This is a genomic window from Vallitalea maricola (assembly GCF_036985595.1).
GTDB lineage: Bacteria > Bacillota > Clostridia > Lachnospirales > Vallitaleaceae > Vallitalea > Vallitalea maricola.
Map to the genome: position 1 here is coordinate 1 of NZ_BTPU01000040.1, position 16,727 is coordinate 16,727.

The 16,727-nt window shown below is 27.5% G+C and carries 18 protein-coding genes; 8 read left to right on the top strand and 10 right to left on the bottom strand.

Annotation, left to right across the window (positions count from 1 at the left end; genetic code table 11):
- A partial coding sequence (locus AACQ14_RS13535; protein ID WP_339364109.1) for a hypothetical protein occupies positions 1-472 on the bottom strand: 472 nt, incomplete at its 3' end.
- A gap of 397 nt (positions 473-869) precedes the next feature.
- Here AACQ14_RS13535 and AACQ14_RS13540 point away from each other — a divergent pair.
- The gene (locus AACQ14_RS13540) at positions 870-1,604 is read left to right on the top strand and encodes a leucine-rich repeat domain-containing protein (RefSeq protein WP_339364110.1); all 735 of its coding nucleotides are present in this window, start codon (positions 870-872) and stop codon (positions 1,602-1,604) included.
- A 217-nt stretch (positions 1,605-1,821) separates the two neighbouring features.
- Here the strand turns inward: AACQ14_RS13540 and AACQ14_RS13545 are convergent, their stop codons facing one another.
- Both AACQ14_RS13545 and AACQ14_RS13550 read right to left on the bottom strand, forming a co-directional pair.
- Positions 1,822-2,259, bottom strand: coding sequence for a GNAT family N-acetyltransferase (locus tag AACQ14_RS13545; RefSeq protein ID WP_339364111.1), 438 nt, complete (start codon positions 2,257-2,259; stop codon positions 1,822-1,824).
- A 72-nt stretch (positions 2,260-2,331) separates the two neighbouring features.
- Positions 2,332-2,811, bottom strand: coding sequence for a DUF6530 family protein (locus AACQ14_RS13550; protein WP_339364112.1), 480 nt, complete (start codon positions 2,809-2,811; stop codon positions 2,332-2,334).
- A 294-nt stretch (positions 2,812-3,105) separates the two neighbouring features.
- Between AACQ14_RS13550 and AACQ14_RS13555 the strand changes: the two genes are divergently transcribed.
- Positions 3,106-3,666 (top strand): hypothetical protein, encoded by a 561-nt coding sequence (locus AACQ14_RS13555; RefSeq protein WP_339364113.1) that lies wholly within the window; start codon positions 3,106-3,108, stop codon positions 3,664-3,666.
- On the opposite strand, the gene AACQ14_RS13560 is transcribed toward AACQ14_RS13555, so the two are convergent.
- Entirely contained in the window at positions 3,667-4,116 is a 450-nt protein-coding gene (locus tag AACQ14_RS13560) for a GNAT family N-acetyltransferase (protein ID WP_339364114.1), read from the bottom strand.
- A 212-nt stretch (positions 4,117-4,328) separates the two neighbouring features.
- On the opposite strand from AACQ14_RS13560, the gene AACQ14_RS13565 reads away from it, so the two are divergent.
- Together AACQ14_RS13565 and AACQ14_RS13570 are read left to right on the top strand one after the other, a co-directional pair.
- Positions 4,329-4,619, top strand: coding sequence for a hypothetical protein (locus tag AACQ14_RS13565; protein WP_339364115.1), 291 nt, complete (start codon positions 4,329-4,331; stop codon positions 4,617-4,619).
- A gap of 124 nt (positions 4,620-4,743) precedes the next feature.
- The gene (locus AACQ14_RS13570; protein WP_339364116.1) at positions 4,744-4,908 is read left to right on the top strand and encodes a hypothetical protein; all 165 of its coding nucleotides are present in this window, start codon (positions 4,744-4,746) and stop codon (positions 4,906-4,908) included.
- Positions 4,909-5,030: 122 nt separating this feature from the next.
- On the opposite strand, the gene AACQ14_RS13575 is transcribed toward AACQ14_RS13570, so the two are convergent.
- Positions 5,031-5,483, bottom strand: coding sequence for a hypothetical protein (locus AACQ14_RS13575; protein WP_339364117.1), 453 nt, complete (start codon positions 5,481-5,483; stop codon positions 5,031-5,033).
- A gap of 419 nt (positions 5,484-5,902) precedes the next feature.
- Between AACQ14_RS13575 and AACQ14_RS13580 the strand changes: the two genes are divergently transcribed.
- From AACQ14_RS13580 to AACQ14_RS13590, 3 genes are read left to right on the top strand one after another with little or no spacing between them, the layout of a single operon-like run.
- A complete protein-coding gene (locus AACQ14_RS13580) occupies positions 5,903-6,772 on the top strand; it encodes a metal ABC transporter substrate-binding protein (RefSeq protein ID WP_339364118.1) in 870 nt (289 codons plus the stop codon).
- A 26-nt stretch (positions 6,773-6,798) separates the two neighbouring features.
- Positions 6,799-7,842 (top strand): permease, encoded by a 1,044-nt coding sequence (locus AACQ14_RS13585; protein WP_339364119.1) that lies wholly within the window; start codon positions 6,799-6,801, stop codon positions 7,840-7,842.
- Between the two features lie 12 nt (positions 7,843-7,854).
- Positions 7,855-8,736: a TIGR03943 family putative permease subunit gene (locus AACQ14_RS13590; RefSeq protein WP_339364120.1), complete on the top strand. Its 882-nt coding sequence runs from the start codon at positions 7,855-7,857 to the stop codon at positions 8,734-8,736.
- 154 nt (positions 8,737-8,890) lie between these two features.
- On the opposite strand, the gene AACQ14_RS13595 is transcribed toward AACQ14_RS13590, so the two are convergent.
- The 4 genes from AACQ14_RS13595 to AACQ14_RS13610 form a co-directional block, all read right to left on the bottom strand.
- A complete protein-coding gene (locus AACQ14_RS13595) occupies positions 8,891-9,373 on the bottom strand; it encodes a hypothetical protein (RefSeq protein WP_339364121.1) in 483 nt (160 codons plus the stop codon).
- A 270-nt stretch (positions 9,374-9,643) separates the two neighbouring features.
- On the bottom strand, positions 9,644-10,093 hold the full coding sequence (locus tag AACQ14_RS13600) for a hypothetical protein (protein WP_339364122.1): 450 nt from the start codon (positions 10,091-10,093) through the stop codon (positions 9,644-9,646).
- A gap of 18 nt (positions 10,094-10,111) precedes the next feature.
- Positions 10,112-11,314 (bottom strand): hypothetical protein, encoded by a 1,203-nt coding sequence (locus tag AACQ14_RS13605; protein ID WP_339364123.1) that lies wholly within the window; start codon positions 11,312-11,314, stop codon positions 10,112-10,114.
- Positions 11,315-11,610: 296 nt separating this feature from the next.
- Positions 11,611-12,930: an erythromycin esterase family protein gene (locus AACQ14_RS13610; protein ID WP_339364124.1), complete on the bottom strand. Its 1,320-nt coding sequence runs from the start codon at positions 12,928-12,930 to the stop codon at positions 11,611-11,613.
- Between the two features lie 444 nt (positions 12,931-13,374).
- Here AACQ14_RS13610 and AACQ14_RS13615 point away from each other — a divergent pair, with 444 nt between their 5' ends.
- On the top strand, positions 13,375-14,775 hold the full coding sequence (locus AACQ14_RS13615) for an MATE family efflux transporter (RefSeq protein ID WP_339364125.1): 1,401 nt from the start codon (positions 13,375-13,377) through the stop codon (positions 14,773-14,775).
- 193 nt (positions 14,776-14,968) lie between these two features.
- On the opposite strand, the gene AACQ14_RS13620 is transcribed toward AACQ14_RS13615, so the two are convergent.
- Positions 14,969-16,552, bottom strand: a complete 1,584-nt coding sequence (locus AACQ14_RS13620) for a hypothetical protein (protein ID WP_339364126.1) — start codon at positions 16,550-16,552, stop codon at positions 14,969-14,971.
- Positions 16,553-16,727 lie beyond the last annotated feature (175 nt).

Below are 16,727 nucleotides of genomic sequence, written 5' to 3' on the forward strand. Positions count from 1 at the left end.
TTTTAGATATTTTCATCTGTTTATCAATTTGTTTAATGATATCCATCATATCATGATAATGTATATTATCAGTATTAGTCATATAGCTTGATGTAGAAAATATGCGTGTAGAATCTTCTATGTAAACTTCTCTTGCAGGCTCGTCAAATATGTTATTAGATTGTTCTTGTTCATTCTGGGGGACTTCTAATCCTGCTACAAGACTTTCCAATCTTCGTTCGGCGTCTAGATAACTGTTTATAGCGCTATTAATATGTATTCCCGAATTATCTAGTCTTTCACCTAAAGACTTTATTCCTTTGCTAGCTGTATCTAGTTGATAATTAATATTATGTCTTTGACGTATTACATTGTCAATACTATTTTTTAATGAGTTAAATTGACTATAAATATTATTTACTCTTTCTGCCGAGCCTTTTAACCTGTCTACTTGCTCTTCTAGTCCTCTAATATCTGAAGATATTTTTGACATGTTTCACCTCCTTTGACCTGCATAAATAAATTACCTTTAATAACATTCATATAAAAAAGTTAAACATATACACAAAAAGATTAATTTAATGATACATAATTAAAAATTATATTTCTACAAATCCTGACGAACGACATGATTCATGGGATAAAACGCATCATTTTAAGACATATTTACAGTATGTTTCTCTTAGGTTGTTAGTAAATAAGGAATAAAATTCTTAATAGAATTTCTTATTATATTGAATCTAACATTTATTTGGTATATAATTTAAGAACTAAGATGAAATATTCAAATAATATACTATTTTAAAATATGAATTATGATTTGATTATATAAAACAATGGTGAAAATAAGACATTGATATATATAAAACATGAGTTGAGGAGGGCTTTTATTGAAAAAGAAATTAACAGTGATTATCTTACCTTTAATATTACTAATTGCTTTTTTTTCTTATTATTATTGGTATGCTGAAGTCTCAATAGACGATTCTAACTTAAGAGAAGCATTAAAACAAAATATCGGTAAGATAAATAGATCAAATTTATATGATGTTACCACGTTAGATTTATCAAATTGTAATATTAAAATCTTAGATGGCATACAAAATCTTAAAAATATAAACCATCTTTGTTTATCCAATAATCAAATCAAGGAAATTAAGTATATTAACAATCTAAACATAGATTCACTAGATCTAAGCAATAACAAAATAGATAATATCCCTAAATTAAATTTACCTAAATTACGTATACTTGATTTATCGGGAAATAATATTAGTGATATACAGAATATATCAAACATTATTAGCTTAGAAGATTTAGTATTATCTGATAATAATATAGACAATATTTGTGAATTAACAAATTTACCTAATCTCACATTATTGGATTTAAACTTAAACGATTTATCATCTATAGATGGTATTGAAAATTTAAAGACACTAAAATCACTTTTTATAGGTGGAAATGATATACATTATATAAATAGTATTAGTAATCTAAGTAATTTAGAAGACTTGATTCTTTCTGAAAATCAAAACATTAAAGAACCTATACCAATAGAATATTTGAAAAAAATAAAGAACTTAGAGATAAAGTCCACTAACATTGAAAACATTATTCAATAAAAATATAATTGATAAAGCATTAGCTAAACAATATTTATTATAATCTCTAGACTTGTGGTATACATATTGGTATCATAATTTATTTATGATTACCTAAAATATATGCTCTATAGCTTGTAAAATACAATCTATAGAGCATAAAATAAATATTTAAATTAATTTAATGTGATAAAAAATATGTAAATTTAAATAGGAAGGAAGTATATCTAAGTACTAATTATAAATCAATCTTAGCAACAAGTTCTTCGTATAAAACTTCACCTGTTTTCTTAAATCCAACGCTTTCATATAATTTTTCAGCCACCTTATTTTCTGGTTCAAAACTAGTATAGAAAGGCATCTTACCATATTTTTCTCTTATGAAGTCTAGAAGTTTTAGTACTGCTGCTCTTCCATATCCTTTTTTCTGTTGTTTTTGGTCAATCATTAATCTGCACATAGCCATACTATTATCTTCTTCATCAATCTCATACATAATAAACCCAACCATTATATCGTCATCATATATTGCTAATGGAAATAAATTATTTCCATAATGAGCTTCTAACAATGAGTATGAATTAGGTGCAACAAATTCTTCTTGCTCCTTAAAAACCTTTAATTTAAAACATTCTTCCCAATTATCGTTACTTATTTCTTTAAATAGTATATTCATAATACCCTCCATATTTCTAATTATTTTATTAGTTAATTTTCTTATAAATGAAGAGCAAACATTATTATATAACTAATAACCTAATTCCTTTAACATACCTGATAATACTTTTAGTCTTTCAGCTATGAGTTCCCCATCATCACTTAGAATTTGATTAAAAAGTTTAATATCTTCATTTATTTTTTCATTATCTGTACATACTTCTACGTTCATTGCATCACCTTGTAATCCTACTCTGTCTATAATAGGTTTATCTTGATTGTATAGATTATCATAGCGATACGCTTCTTTGAAATGTCCCATGGTTCTGCAAATAAGAATAGATAAGTCTAGCACACGATGTAGTGGCAATTCTTCAGATTGTCTCGACCATTTTTCACCTGTATGTCTCCAAACTTTAGCTGATATTTCAACATTTCCTCTATCATTCCACTGCGCCAGTCCTAATGAAAGCCCTTTAGCGTCAGTATTATAGGCATATCTGCCATCAACATTTTCATAGTTTTCAGAAACTATAACAGGTTTATGTTTTAATTTTGTAGGTATTTTCATATTATGACCTCCTTTATCAATTAGTAATTTAGTAAATTAGTAAATTACTAAATCCAAATTAATAGTATATTATTCTATTGGATTTGTCAAGTTATTACTAGACAATAAAAAGGATTCATTTTAATTATATTAATATTACAACCTTTAAAGTATGAAATATTGTGTCAGTTAACTAATATATATGTTAAAATATTTATTAGTTAGATTTTACTTGTATATATTATTCTGCAAGTAAAAAAGTAAAATTATAGAGTAAATAAGATTTTTGTAATAGAAAGGCTTATGGTGATTATTTTGAATAAAAATGTTAAAAAAATATGCATTATCATGATTGTACTAATCAGTATATATTTTTTGGCTAGACCTTTATCATTTTACATTATCCTTATTAAAAATCGGTATAACATAGCTACGTTTGAAACTTACAAGACTGTAAATCAAACTTCCAATAGCAAAGAAAAAATAATTAGAATATATGATTATAATGGTAATTTTAATTATCTTTTATTATCCAATGACAAAAGGAAGTTTTGGACTCTAATAAAAGAAGGACAATCTTCTTCTAAAGGAAATAGTTATTCAATGTTATTATGGGATGAATTTAATATAAAGGTTGAACCTGTGAATACTAGTTCAAGTGAAGAACAATCTGTGATTCTAAATGAAACACATAAAATTTATGATGTCTTAAAAGATAAAATTGATGAAATTAACCTTGATACTATTTCTCCTAATCTAGGATATGAAGTGACTGAGAATGATAAATTCTATACTATAGATATTTATACATTATTACCTGACTCTGAACCTATATTAAGAGAAATTAATATCAATACAATTATAGATTTTAAATAATTACATAGATGGTTTTATAAACCTCTGAGTAGGGTAACCAAATTCTATCAGTAATTCATCTTCTATGAATCCTAATCTTTTATATAATTTACGAGGGGCTGTTCCTTTTGGATCGCCTTCTCTATATGTAGTAACTTTTATATCCGTTTCTGGTTGGAATTTTTTAAAGGAAAACTGTAATAGTTTTGATGCTATACCTTTTTTTCTATAGTTTGGATGAACAGCTAAAAAGCAAATTTCTGAATTTTTCCTACTGATTATAAGCAGTCCTACTATTTTATCATCATGTCTAGCTAGTATTCCTGTTTTCCGTTCGATAGTTTTTTCCATACCTTTTCTGTAGTCATCCATATCCAAGCCTGGAAAATCGTCTTTTACAATATCAACTATGTTCATCCATTCATCTATATCTTTATAATCTGCAAAGTCTATTATATATTGATCTTTCATATTTTCTCCTTTCTATGTCATAAGATAATTATTATATTTACTCATATAATAACATTATTTAATTATTTTTTCTAAATAAATTTATGATTCCTATATTATATATAACTAATAATAATTTGTTTAAGCCATTTTGTCTTAAAATAACACTATAATATTTAAATAAGCTATAATTATATATGTTGATTTATAAACTTTTTTAGGAGGTATAATTTATGCTACATAACTATTCAAAAGATATTAATGAATTACTACTTGAAATTATAGATGATAAACTCAAACAAAGTTTATCTACTAATGCTGAAATAAAACAACAAACATTAGATAGACATAAGTACGATCAAGCTTTTTCAGATTTACTTGACAGAATGGATGAAGAAGATAAAGCAATTATTGATGATTATTTAAGTCTTAATAACTGTATTAATAGTATACTTTTTTGTGATATTTATAAGTATGGATTTTATGATTGTGTTGATTTATTGAAAGATTTAAAAGTAATTTAAAAGGCTTTTATTATAGCACACTTTTTCCATTTAAATGTTTTTACTATACTTTCCAATATATATTTAACTAATCTGGATAAAATATGATTGATTATATAAATATGTGTAAAGTGGAGGTATAAGTATGAACAATAATAAAAACCTTTTGAAAACCCGTGATAAATCAAACCGTGAAATGAGAAAAATATTTCCAAAAGATGGGGATGATATTGGAATTGTGGATGGTGAACATATAGGTTCTACAGAAAAGAAATATACAAAGCGATCGAAGTTATCTCATAATAACTAATGAATTACTGACAGATAAAATTAAAAGGCCCTCTCTAGGTATTGAGAGAGCCTTTTGATTGACTTAATACATACAAATATTATTAAATGTTACAGGTACTACCTCTTATTAAGTATTTTTATCTATTCGGCATACCATATTGGTCTATTTCCTGACCATATTACCAAAGAACCGTCGTCTTGAAGAACTAAACGAGCACCTGGGTTACCCCATGTACGTGTGCTCCAAATAGGATAAGGTTTACCATAAGGAAATTGAGGATCATAGAATAATGGAAATGCTTGAATAACAAAATTACCAGTTGTCCCTTCCATCATGCATCCGCTAATTTGCCACTTATTTGTATGACATGTACTAGATCGCCACACTTCTTTATCTAAATTATATAAAACAAGTCTTCCTGTAGGTTTCATATATAACTTATACTGCTGGTTATTGGATTGTAACCATTGTCCAATACTTAATTTTTCTTCTGGTCTAAGTACATTTTCACCATGTGCTGCCAAACTTGTAATGCTAGTCACCCCGACCATAAATAAAACAATAACCAATAATGAAATATTCTTTTTTATCATTTTCAATCTTCTCCTTTATAATAATTTATCTTTTGTATGTATTGTAAATATTATATCATATTATTCATTTATATCAACTATATTTAATACATATTTTTTAATTGTTTGTTTTTTAATCAAATAAATTTCTTGTTTTTTATTTTTATATTCTTTTCTAAATATTCATAAGGTATATATAACAAAATTTTATCCTTCTCTTTTGATTTTTTCTTTATTTTTATTTAACAATACGTTTTAATATAGTTTTTACTATAAAATTTCAGTGTGGTTATATTTTTATACACTCTCAATAATAATTACTAAATTTATACATCTTTGAATTATTATGTTGACAACAAATGATCATTAAAATATAATGGTAAATGCAAATGATTTGCATTTACCATTATATTTTAAATTAATTAGAAAGGTGGAATAAGATGAAATCAAAAAAAATCATAAGTATAATAGCAGTCACTATGCTACTAATTTTACTTATCGCTGGTTGCAGTAATAATAAAAAATCAGATGCTGAGAAACCAGTTATCGCAGTGACAATCGTACCTGAAAAAACTTTTGTAGAAAAAGTTTGTGGTGATATGTTTGAGGTAATAACATTAGTTCCTGCTGGTAACAGTCCAGCAAATTATGAACCTACTCCTAAGGAAATGGAACAATTCAGTAAAGCAAAATTATATTTCTCTATAGGTGTACCTACAGAACAAGCAAATATTTTATCCAAAGCAACAGATATGAAAGATATGAAAATTATTAAACTTCAAGATGAAGTAGCACAAGAATACTCCCCTAGAGAATTTGCCCCTGGAAAAATTGATCCTCACATATGGTTATCACCAAAAAGAGTTAAAACCATGGTAGAATCTATTATTAGGGAAGTTAGCTCCTTTGACCCTGATAATGAAGATATTTATAAAGAAAACGGTGAGAAATATATCGCTGAACTTGATAAACTTGATAAAGATATCCAAGAACTTAAAGATATTAAAAATAGAAAGTTTATTGTTTTTCATCCCGCATTTGGATATCTAGCTGATGATTACAATCTTCAAATGTATGCCCTAGAAGAAAATGGTAAAGATGCAACACCTCAAAGATTAAAAGAAATGATTGACCTTGCAAAAGCAGAAAATATAAAAGCTATTTTTTATCAATCAGAAATATCCAGTAAACAAGCACAATCTTTTGCAGATGAAATAGCAGGAAAAACTGTACAGTTATCACCCTTAGCTCCAAATTATATAGAGAACATTGAAAATATGATTCAACATTTAACTGAAGTTATGGAATAATTTAAAGTCCAACGGAGGATATTTTAATGATAAAAAAGATAAGTATTTCAACTATATTTACTGGTGGGCTTATTCTTCTTGCAGGAGGATATCTATTATTTTCAATTTTTAAATCTGTTAATGTGGATTTGACGAATCTAATAGTTTTAAATACTGTTTTTACAAGTATACTTATGCAAGCATTTCCTTTTATGCTGATTGGTGTGCTGGTATCATCTGCTATGCATGTTTTTGTGCCAGATGAATGGATAGTTAAAATTTTTCCAACAAAATATGGTATTGGATTTTTGACAGCAATGTTTGCAGGTGCTCTATTCCCTGTATGTGAATGTGCAATTGTTCCTGTTATGTCACGGCTTGTTAAAAAAGGTGTTCCTGTACCTATCGCTATAACTTTTATGCTATCAGCTCCTATTATTAATCCAATTGTTATTATGTCTACACTATATGCATTTCCTGGACAGCCTGAAATAACATTATTCAGAGTTGGTTTTGGTTTAATAATAGCTCTAGCTGTAGGTTTGATTATGATGTTATATAGAAATGATTTTTCTACTATTTCTACTGATTATGATTATCAATGTCACAATGATCACAATAGCAGCATTAATCATTCATGTACTTGCCACCATCATAGTCACAATCATTATAACAACAGTATATTAATGAAATTTAGAACTATGTTTTTACATGCTGGAGATGAATTTTTCAATGTGGGTAAATATTTAGTTATAGGTGCTTTAACGACAAGCCTTATTCAGATATTGATTCCTAAAAAAGTTTTTGTAGAACTTGGCTCAAAAAGTGGTTTTTCGCTTATATTGATGATGTTAATGGCATTTCTCTTTTCTGCCTGCTCTACTTCAGATGCTTTTATTGCAAGAAGTTTCATAAATAAGTTTTCAATGAGTTCAATTTTAGGTTTTTTAGTATTTGGACCAATGATGGATGTAAAGAATCTATTAATGCTTTTAGCTAATTTCAAGAAGAGTTTTGTTATTAGACTTGTATTACTTATTACTATTTTGAACTTTTTATTTATAAGTTTTTTTACCATTATATTCTTATGAGGGAGATAAATAATGAAGACAAAACTAAACAAATTCAATATAAATACCTGCTTGAAAATATTATTGCTTCTTGGGTTTGCGTCATTTTATTTGTTTACTGTATTTTCAGGTTCAGTAAAACAATATGTACATCCTAGAATCATTCCATATATTATATTTGCTGCTATAGTTATGGTGTTAATAGCAATACTCTTAGTGGGAGAACTTCTAAAAAAACAGCATATGAAAACAAAATCTTGGACATTACTGTTTTTTTTAATTCCTTTATTAATGGGGTTTGCTCTTCCACCGAAAACATTTGATTCAAGTACAAAAGCAACAGGAAGTCTTGAACTTTCATCTAACACTATTTATGAAACCGATAAAACTTCTTCAAAACCAATTGTTGAGCAAGACCAAACGGTTCAGAAACCAGTTGAATCTAACAATGTGGATGATATTTTAGAGAGAAATGAAATAGATGATAGTTTAGATAATAGTTCTAATAATATTTCTAGTGATAGTTGTAATGATATAATAAATATAGATGACGATATAATTGTAATGGATGATACTAATTATTATAAATACCTAAATGAGATATATAAAAACCTAGATAAATATAAGGAAACTAAAATAGAAGTTATAGGATTCGTTTTCAAGGATAATAAGGAATTTAAAAAAAATGAATTCGTACCAGCACGACTTTTAATGGTCTGCTGTGCGGCAGATATGGTTCCAATAGGTTTCTTATGTCATTATGATGATACTGTACTCTTAGAAAAAGATTCATGGGTTAAAGTAAGCGGTACATTAGATGCAACAGAGTTTGAAGGTAATAAAATACCTATTATCAATGCAACTACAGTTCAACAGGTTGATGAACCTGAAGATGCTTATATTTATCCATATTAAAAAAAGTATAATATATTATCATGAACAAATTTTTAATATTATGGAATATAAATTTTAAACCTATCATCTTTTTTGATATTATGATGATAGGTTATTTTTATTATAGCTTTAATTTTTTTATATATAATAGACTGTGTTTTAATGTGCTTTTTTATTACTTGGTTTTGATTATTTTAGCTATAGATGCTAGTAGTAAAATCCATATATCATAAACTATTGTTTGATATAATAATATTTCCAGACCATATGCAGATGGTATTAAGCCTGCAACAACGTTTGTCCAGCAAAACCAGTTATCTATATAATATGTTATATAATTGTCGATTCTTAGCTTGATGCAAGCATAATATAGTATGGCTAATAATATATTAATAACGAAATATGGTAGAAAATATAAAAATGGATTATTTCTATAGTTTGTAATTTTGTTTAATATTACGTAAGATAGTATGTAAATTATTGATATTATGATAAACCATATTATTGCTGATAACATCATAATCTTTTCTCTATTGCACTCAAATGGAAGTTGTTTAATAATTTTTATGTTTAAGATATTAAGTATATATATAATTACCATAGTTGTTATATATGTTAATATGTATTTATAAATATTCTTTTTAGTTATTTGTCCCATATTATTTTACTCTCCTTATCTTTCCAATCTATAGTCATTTTTATTTATTGACCCCATTCTTATCCTTATAATTAATTCATTATATTTATTGTCTTTTTTATTACCACAGCCTGATATAATTAAACATAATACTATTATTAAATTAGCAATATGAACTTATATAATTTTATTCATTTAAATTTCTCCATCTTTATTATACTGGTGTTATGATAGTATTATTATATAAAATTTTATCTTTGCATTTTTTTAAGAAAATCATCATAATTTTAGTTATTTATCCCATATTACACCACTATCCATGTCATTCCATTTAGAAAGTCTTATAGAAGTATCGAGTAAAATATTATGTACTGTTATCCTTTCATCTACTGTAACTCCCCACCAATCTTCATATTTTTTATCGCTCAATATTACTAATTCTTCATACCATTCACTTAGCTTTTTATAATTATTTTCTTTATCTTCTGGAACTTCGTCTTTTATACCATCTAACAATTCTTTTAGATTACTTAATTTTTCTAATATATCTTCACATACCATCAACTTTACAACATCTTTAGGATTAGCTTCATCTAACTTTTCGACTATTTGAAAATAATCATCATAAAAACCATTCATAAATTCATCATATTTATTGTCTTCTTTATTACCACAGCCTGATATTACTATAGATAATATTAATAGTATATAAACTATAAAATACTTTTTAAATTTATTCATTAATTTCTCTCCTTATATTTATAATCTTCCACTCTCAACATATTTATCTATAACCTTTAAATCATTCTCTAATTTCTTTTTATATATTTTTTCATTTTTATTCATATCTATTAATTTATCAAGGTATTTAATTTGAATATCTTTATAATGTTTATTATCTTTATCATTTTCATATATCTCATAATCATCATTTATTATCTGTTTTTTTATATACTCCAATTCCTTAATCATTACTTTCTTATATCCATACAAATCCATAAAATACCTATAATCAGATTTCATTATATATTCTAGTTTTCTAGTTGTTGCATAAATGCCTTTTTTCCTTGCATCTGTCCATCCAAAAGCATCATCTATATTACTTGGCTTTTCACCTGGCATATTTTCATTAGTACTAGCAGCATAAATCACAAAACTAAGAGGTACAGCAAAATATGTATTACCTCCTGTAGCTTCTAATGCTGTACCATATGATGTTGCACCTGCATAGATAAAATCAGCCATCTCTAGTGTTAATTCTAAACATCTTAAACCCTCTTTTTGATTTACCAGTATATCATAATATATTTGACCATAAGAACCTTCTAGTAATGTATGGCTAATACCTGGTCTATCCCAAATAGATTTAAGATTTGACTTATATTCTAATAAAATTTTATCGATTCTTTTTCTAGTATTAAGTATAGCTTCTCTTTCAATAGTTTCTTCCATACTAACTGTACTGCTATCTTTAAAACATTCAACATTATCATTTGTATATGTACTATCTTTCTTGATATTAGTACAACTATTATTTTTGTTGCAAATATCAACTAAATAGGTTATTCTGCTATTATATTTCTTAAACAATTCCTTATCCCATTTTTTGTTAAGATTAGAAGCAACTGCATCATTATTATCAGCAAATGGATTTTTATCTTCACCACTAGTATCAGATAGTATATTCAACAAATTATTTAATTGATTTTCACAACTGCTATATTCATCTATAGCATTTTGTAGCACTTTATTTATTCCATAAGTATCATCTACCAGTTCTTTCGTATTCCCCTGTAAATTATTAAGTTCACTATGTATATTATCTCTATACAATATATCTGCATCAATAGAACTTTTAATATTAGTAAAATTATTTAGTATTTCATTTATTCTAGAAGCTATATTTTCTATATCACCGCTTTTACTAGATAAATCATACAAGTTATATTTTGTATATGCCATAATCAAGCCCCTTTTTTACCTATTATTATAGTTTTTTCAGAATTAAATGTCAACGAAATCTGACGAACGGTATGATTTATGGGATGAAATGCATTTTTTCGTAATAATTTCTTATTGTATGAATAATTATGTTAGAATTATAAGTATTTTTTATTATCGTAATTATATATTCTTCCAGTAGCAAAAATAAAACAAGCTCCAGTTTTATATACACCAGATCTTGCTCTATATTTATTCAATATATTATTTTATATATGTAAATTTCATATTACAGAATGAGATTCTATCATTTTAATTTATTTAGTTGGTGGTGATACCTGATCTAACAGGATTATTCCATCATATTGTTGTTTAGGTATAAATTGTGATACATTAGACCTTATAATCTCTGCAGTCAAACCGTCTTCGCTTGCATATTGATTAGTGAACATCCATTTATTAAACTTATTCTTATTTTTATGCTTGGATAGGTCAACAAAAGAGGTTTTGTATCCACTTCTACTTATTATTTCTTCTAAACTATCCTTTGGAACTGATGGTATATCAAAAGGCTCTTGTGTTGTTATAGCTGATGCCTTACCTCCTTGCATGTAGAATCCTATTGCATACATATCGTTTCCTAACTTTTTACTTAATAGTTCTCCCATACTTACAAAGCTATTAATCCATTCATCATTCTCCAATGCAAGCATCTGTGATGTGTTCTTTGCGATATGGTCATTATGTGCCCATAAGATAATTTTTTTGTCTGGGTTACCTTCCAAATACCACTTTACGTTATCTGCCATTATTACATCTCTTATCTCATATCCTTCAACATTATCTACCATACTCATTCTAACAATATTCATTCGGTTTTCAAGTGTACGGAGTGCGCTATCTACCAGCATATCATTTTTACGATATATGGCTTCTAATGTACTTCTATTATCTTTTATGTACTCAATTACTTTATCATAATCTGATGTGTATTTATCAATAATCTTTTGATATTTTTCTCTATGTCCTGTATCAAAACCATATTTATTAAGTAGTGTATAATAACTCTGGAAAAACTCTACTTCCATGTTATAATAATCTTCTGCTGCCTTTTCATCAATCTTCTCTAACCACTGTGTCATATACTCAATGAAATACATACTAGTGAATTGCATATCAAAACCAAAAAGGTCTAGAGGATTGTCGGTTTCTTTTTGCTCTTTTATGTAATCAAATAAGTCTAGAGTTTCTTGTGAATGCCATACTGGTAAGACACTATATTCCATCATTTGTTTCGCTGTTAGATTTTTAGTGTTCATAACCATTTCACATTCACCTAGTCCTGATTCAAATCCAATTGCATCATATCCAAGTTCCTCATGTAAATATTTTATTAATCTGGTTTTTATTGTTCTGTAATCTCCCACACTATGAAAATTTTCTCCTAGGGAAACTACCTTTTTATCTTTTAACAGCGGTTTCAAGAACTCCAAATCACTGTAATCTTCTGAATCAAGAGATTTAATTTCATCTACATTCTTATCATACCATTCTTCAGTTGTTTCAACTTTGCCACATGCTGCTATACTAAGAGTGATTACTATTGTTAATAGTACACTCATTCCCTTTTTTAACATATTTATATTCCTCCTATCATACAAATCCATTTATCCCTTAGAAATCTTTTATATTGCTAATCAATTTCTTAGTACATTATATATTAAAAAAAGTTCATATTCCATTGGAATAACTTACATATACAATATCAATCTTACATTTTTGTAATTTATATTTCATTTCTTTAGTACATTACATTAAGTAATTATAGCATATTATAAATTAGATATTAAGCTTTTACAATAATAAAATCAAATAATTAACTAAAAATTTATTATTGACAAATTATGTTTGTATGCCTTATAATTATACAGGAATTTATAATACTATAAACAATTAAATACCTCGATATATTTATATATCAAAGTGTTGAACCTCCACTTCAAAAAAACTCCAAAGTGGCAGTTCTTTTTTTTTTGGGGAATTTTATAGCCGCTAATATACATAATGAAAGGAGTCTTTATATGTCAATAAATATAATTAAAGACTATAAAAAAGATAAAAGTTTTTATAAGAATCTATTTGTACTTACTCTACCCATAGTACTACAAAGTTTGATAACATCTTCACTTAATATGCTTGATACAATGATGATAGGTAAAGTAGGTGAAACTGAGTTAGCTTCTGTAGGTATAGCTAACCAATATTATTTTCTCTTCACCTTATTCATTCTAGGAATAGCTGGTGGTGGTGGAGTTTTAATTGCACAATTATGGGGTAATAATGACAAAAAGAACATTAAAAAGGTTCTAAGTAAATCACTGATTATAAGTTTGATGGTAATATCAATATTTTTAATTCTTGGTCTTATGATTCCAGAAAAAATTATAGCATTATTTAATAATGATGCATCTGTTGTTACAGTTGGTAGTCAATATCTTACTATAACTGTTATCAGCTATGTTTTCACTGGTATATCCTTTGTTTTTGCTTCCGCACTTAGAAGTATAGGAAATACTAAGTTACCTATGTTTGCCAGTTTGTTAGGGCTTACTGTTAATGGTGTTCTTAACTATGCTCTTATTTTTGGTAATTTTGGGCTGCCTGAACTTAAAACTGAAGGGGCTGCCATAGCTACTCTTATTGCAAGAATATGTGAATGTAGTCTTATCTTATTTGTTGTTTATTTTAAGGATAGAATATTAAATATTAGATTAAGTGACCTAAAAGGTTTATCTAGTAAGTTATCTGCTACATTAACTAATGTTACTTTGCCAATAGTTCTAAACGAAGCGTGCTGGGGTTTTGGTAATGTAACTTATATGGCTATCTATTCTCATATAGGTAAGCGTGCAACAGCTTCAATGCAGATATGCTCTACTATAATGAACTTATTCATGATATTTGCATTTGGTCTTTCTTATGCAGCTGTAGTTGTTATCGGTAATGAGATAGGTGCTAATAGAGAAGATGTAGCAAAAGAGTCTTCTAAGAAAATTGCTAAGATATCTATATTGATAGCACTTATTCTTGGAATAGTACTATTTGCATTAGCAAGGCCTATAGTTTCATTCTTCAATGTTTCTTATGAAGTAAAGCTATCTTCCACTTACATACTCTATGTATATTCAGGCATTATGACAATAAAAGTCTTCAATATGGTTATGATAGTGGGTATTTTAAGAGGTGGCGGAGATGCTACTTATGGTTCTATTCTGCAAGGGATTACTCTTTGGTTTATTGGTATACCTTTAGCTTTTGTAGCTGCTTCCATACTACATCTACCAGTTCATGTTGTCGTTGGTTTTACAGCTATTGAAGAAATAATTAAGGGTATTTTTATGATTAAAAGATTCAGGTCATTTAAGTGGCTAAGAAATATGGTAAAAGATACTGCCAATGACAAAGTCAGTATAGCAGCTTAAGATATATTTTAATGAACAAATAGATAACCAGCTTAGTAATTAAACTAAGTGGTTATCTATTTTTTTAACCCTTTGTTACTAAGAGAAAACCAATTACATGAATCGTAAGGTAGATGGTATCATTAAATAGCATATCAATATTATACATAATTGCCCTCTTTATTAATATTATTTATAGCCCTGTCTTTATTAATTATTTTATTGAACTGTTTTTGAATTCTATAGCATCAATTTTGTTTGTTTCTTCTGTCTTGATATAAGTTATAGCTACTTGGTCACCTTTTTCAGTAAGTGCTACCAATGGATATTGGTCAGCTGATACAACGAATAGAGTATCATTTCCTTCTATCTTAATTAGAAAATATCCTTCTTTGAATACTCCAACCCTTGAAACTGTTCCATAGCTATGGTCAAATGAATCAAATTGATCACTAAGTGCATTAGTATTGTTCCCCTCTGTAATCAATATTCTATTATATTCTGTCTGGGCTTCTCTGAGTGTCTTGCCCCATGCAACTGCTCTATAATTTTTTACTGAACATAATGCATATCCAACAACATTTCCACTATTCCCTTTTAGTGTTGATAGATATGTTGGTTCACCATTAATGTTAATTAAATATGGATATTTTGCTGTATAACCAGCATTTTGAACCAATTCTTCCATCAAGCCCATTGCTTTTTGCTCTGTTGACCCTGATATTCTATTATAGTGTGCTTTACTAGTACGAGGATTATATATTAAGAATCCAGTTGTAGCTTCATCTCCTCCATAAGAGGTAATTCCTGTATAGAAATATACATTGCCGTCTTTGAAAACATATCCGATACTTTCTGTATTCTTCAGTTTTCCTGTATCTGAAGGATTCCACCAACCATTAATATATTTTCCCCAATAAGTTAATTGTTCATAGAATATGTTAGCTGAAGTAACTCTATCTACCCATTCAGGCTGCTCACCTTTTTTATAAAATTGAACATCTTTTGTTACTGGGTCCACTATTATTACACCTTTGACATCTTTAGTAGAAAATCCAGTTTTATGTGTGTAAGCTGTTATAACCCATTTCGGATTTCCTTCTGTATCTTCCTCGAATGAATAATCAGTCAGACCATAGTTCTTGTATTTTGAATATACTACCCTCTTAAGATCATTGCTAAAAAATGCTGATGGTGCAACACTGAATTTTGTATCAACAAATTCTGCCTTACCTGTTGTTGCATTTACCTTAATATATCCTGGTATGGATTTGTTCTTAATGTATTTAAAAAAGCTTGAGTGTTCAAGTGGGAATAACCAAAATGGTTTACCCTCTATTACAGAAAGTGTCCCGTATTCTTCTGATATAGAGTACATTGAGCCAAGTGAAGGATCTTTTTCTGTAATTAACTTTTCACCAAACCTTATTGCATCTAATTCGTCCCATATTATAAGGTTTTCCATGTCTACGTTAGGGACTGTTTCGTCAAATACAACTTCTTCAACATCCAACATTTTCTGTTTTGTACCAGAGTTAAATATTGCTGAAGATGCAATTCCACCAATTATTAGGTATCCAACTGAAAGTATAAAAATTGCTGAACCTATTATAACTGGTAGTTTACTGCTCTTTTTATCATATACTCCAATGTAACCAACCACTGTGATTATTGCAGCAAAGACTATAATAAGGAATATTAATCCTATGAATTTCAAGCTTATAACTGGTAGTATTAATATTCCAGTCAAAAAGCAGATTATAGATCCTAAGACTACTCCTATTATTGTATGTTTCATAATGTATGCCTCCTAAAGCTTTATAGTATAAATACACATAAAATATTTTATTGTGATATTAATATTGTTTATACTATTATTATAGAATCAAATTAAAAAAGTCTCAATAACAAAAATGTTACATTCATCTAATAAACTGACTCATATTTGATATATATATTAGATTAATGTAGCA

Excerpts from the sequence above, each read along its gene's own strand:
- AACQ14_RS13545 (WP_339364111.1), bottom strand. The coding sequence starts at position 2,259 with ATGAATATACTATTTAAAGAAATAAGTAACGATAATTGGGAAGAATGT.
- AACQ14_RS13550 (WP_339364112.1), bottom strand. The coding sequence starts at position 2,811 with ATGAAAATACCTACAAAATTAAAACATAAACCTGTTATAGTTTCTGAA.
- AACQ14_RS13560 (WP_339364114.1), bottom strand. The coding sequence starts at position 4,116 with ATGAAAGATCAATATATAATAGACTTTGCAGATTATAAAGATATAGAT.
- AACQ14_RS13565 (WP_339364115.1), top strand. The coding sequence starts at position 4,329 with ATGCTACATAACTATTCAAAAGATATTAATGAATTACTACTTGAAATT.
- AACQ14_RS13570 (WP_339364116.1), top strand. The coding sequence starts at position 4,744 with ATGAACAATAATAAAAACCTTTTGAAAACCCGTGATAAATCAAACCGT.
- AACQ14_RS13575 (WP_339364117.1), bottom strand. The coding sequence starts at position 5,483 with ATGATAAAAAAGAATATTTCATTATTGGTTATTGTTTTATTTATGGTC.
- AACQ14_RS13580 (WP_339364118.1), top strand. The coding sequence starts at position 5,903 with ATGAAATCAAAAAAAATCATAAGTATAATAGCAGTCACTATGCTACTA.
- AACQ14_RS13585 (WP_339364119.1), top strand. The coding sequence starts at position 6,799 with ATGATAAAAAAGATAAGTATTTCAACTATATTTACTGGTGGGCTTATT.
- AACQ14_RS13590 (WP_339364120.1), top strand. The coding sequence starts at position 7,855 with ATGAAGACAAAACTAAACAAATTCAATATAAATACCTGCTTGAAAATA.
- AACQ14_RS13595 (WP_339364121.1), bottom strand. The coding sequence starts at position 9,373 with ATGGGACAAATAACTAAAAAGAATATTTATAAATACATATTAACATAT.
- AACQ14_RS13600 (WP_339364122.1), bottom strand. The coding sequence starts at position 10,093 with ATGAATAAATTTAAAAAGTATTTTATAGTTTATATACTATTAATATTA.
- AACQ14_RS13605 (WP_339364123.1), bottom strand. The coding sequence starts at position 11,314 with ATGGCATATACAAAATATAACTTGTATGATTTATCTAGTAAAAGCGGT.
- AACQ14_RS13610 (WP_339364124.1), bottom strand. The coding sequence starts at position 12,930 with ATGTTAAAAAAGGGAATGAGTGTACTATTAACAATAGTAATCACTCTT.
- AACQ14_RS13615 (WP_339364125.1), top strand. The coding sequence starts at position 13,375 with ATGTCAATAAATATAATTAAAGACTATAAAAAAGATAAAAGTTTTTAT.
- AACQ14_RS13620 (WP_339364126.1), bottom strand. The coding sequence starts at position 16,552 with ATGAAACATACAATAATAGGAGTAGTCTTAGGATCTATAATCTGCTTT.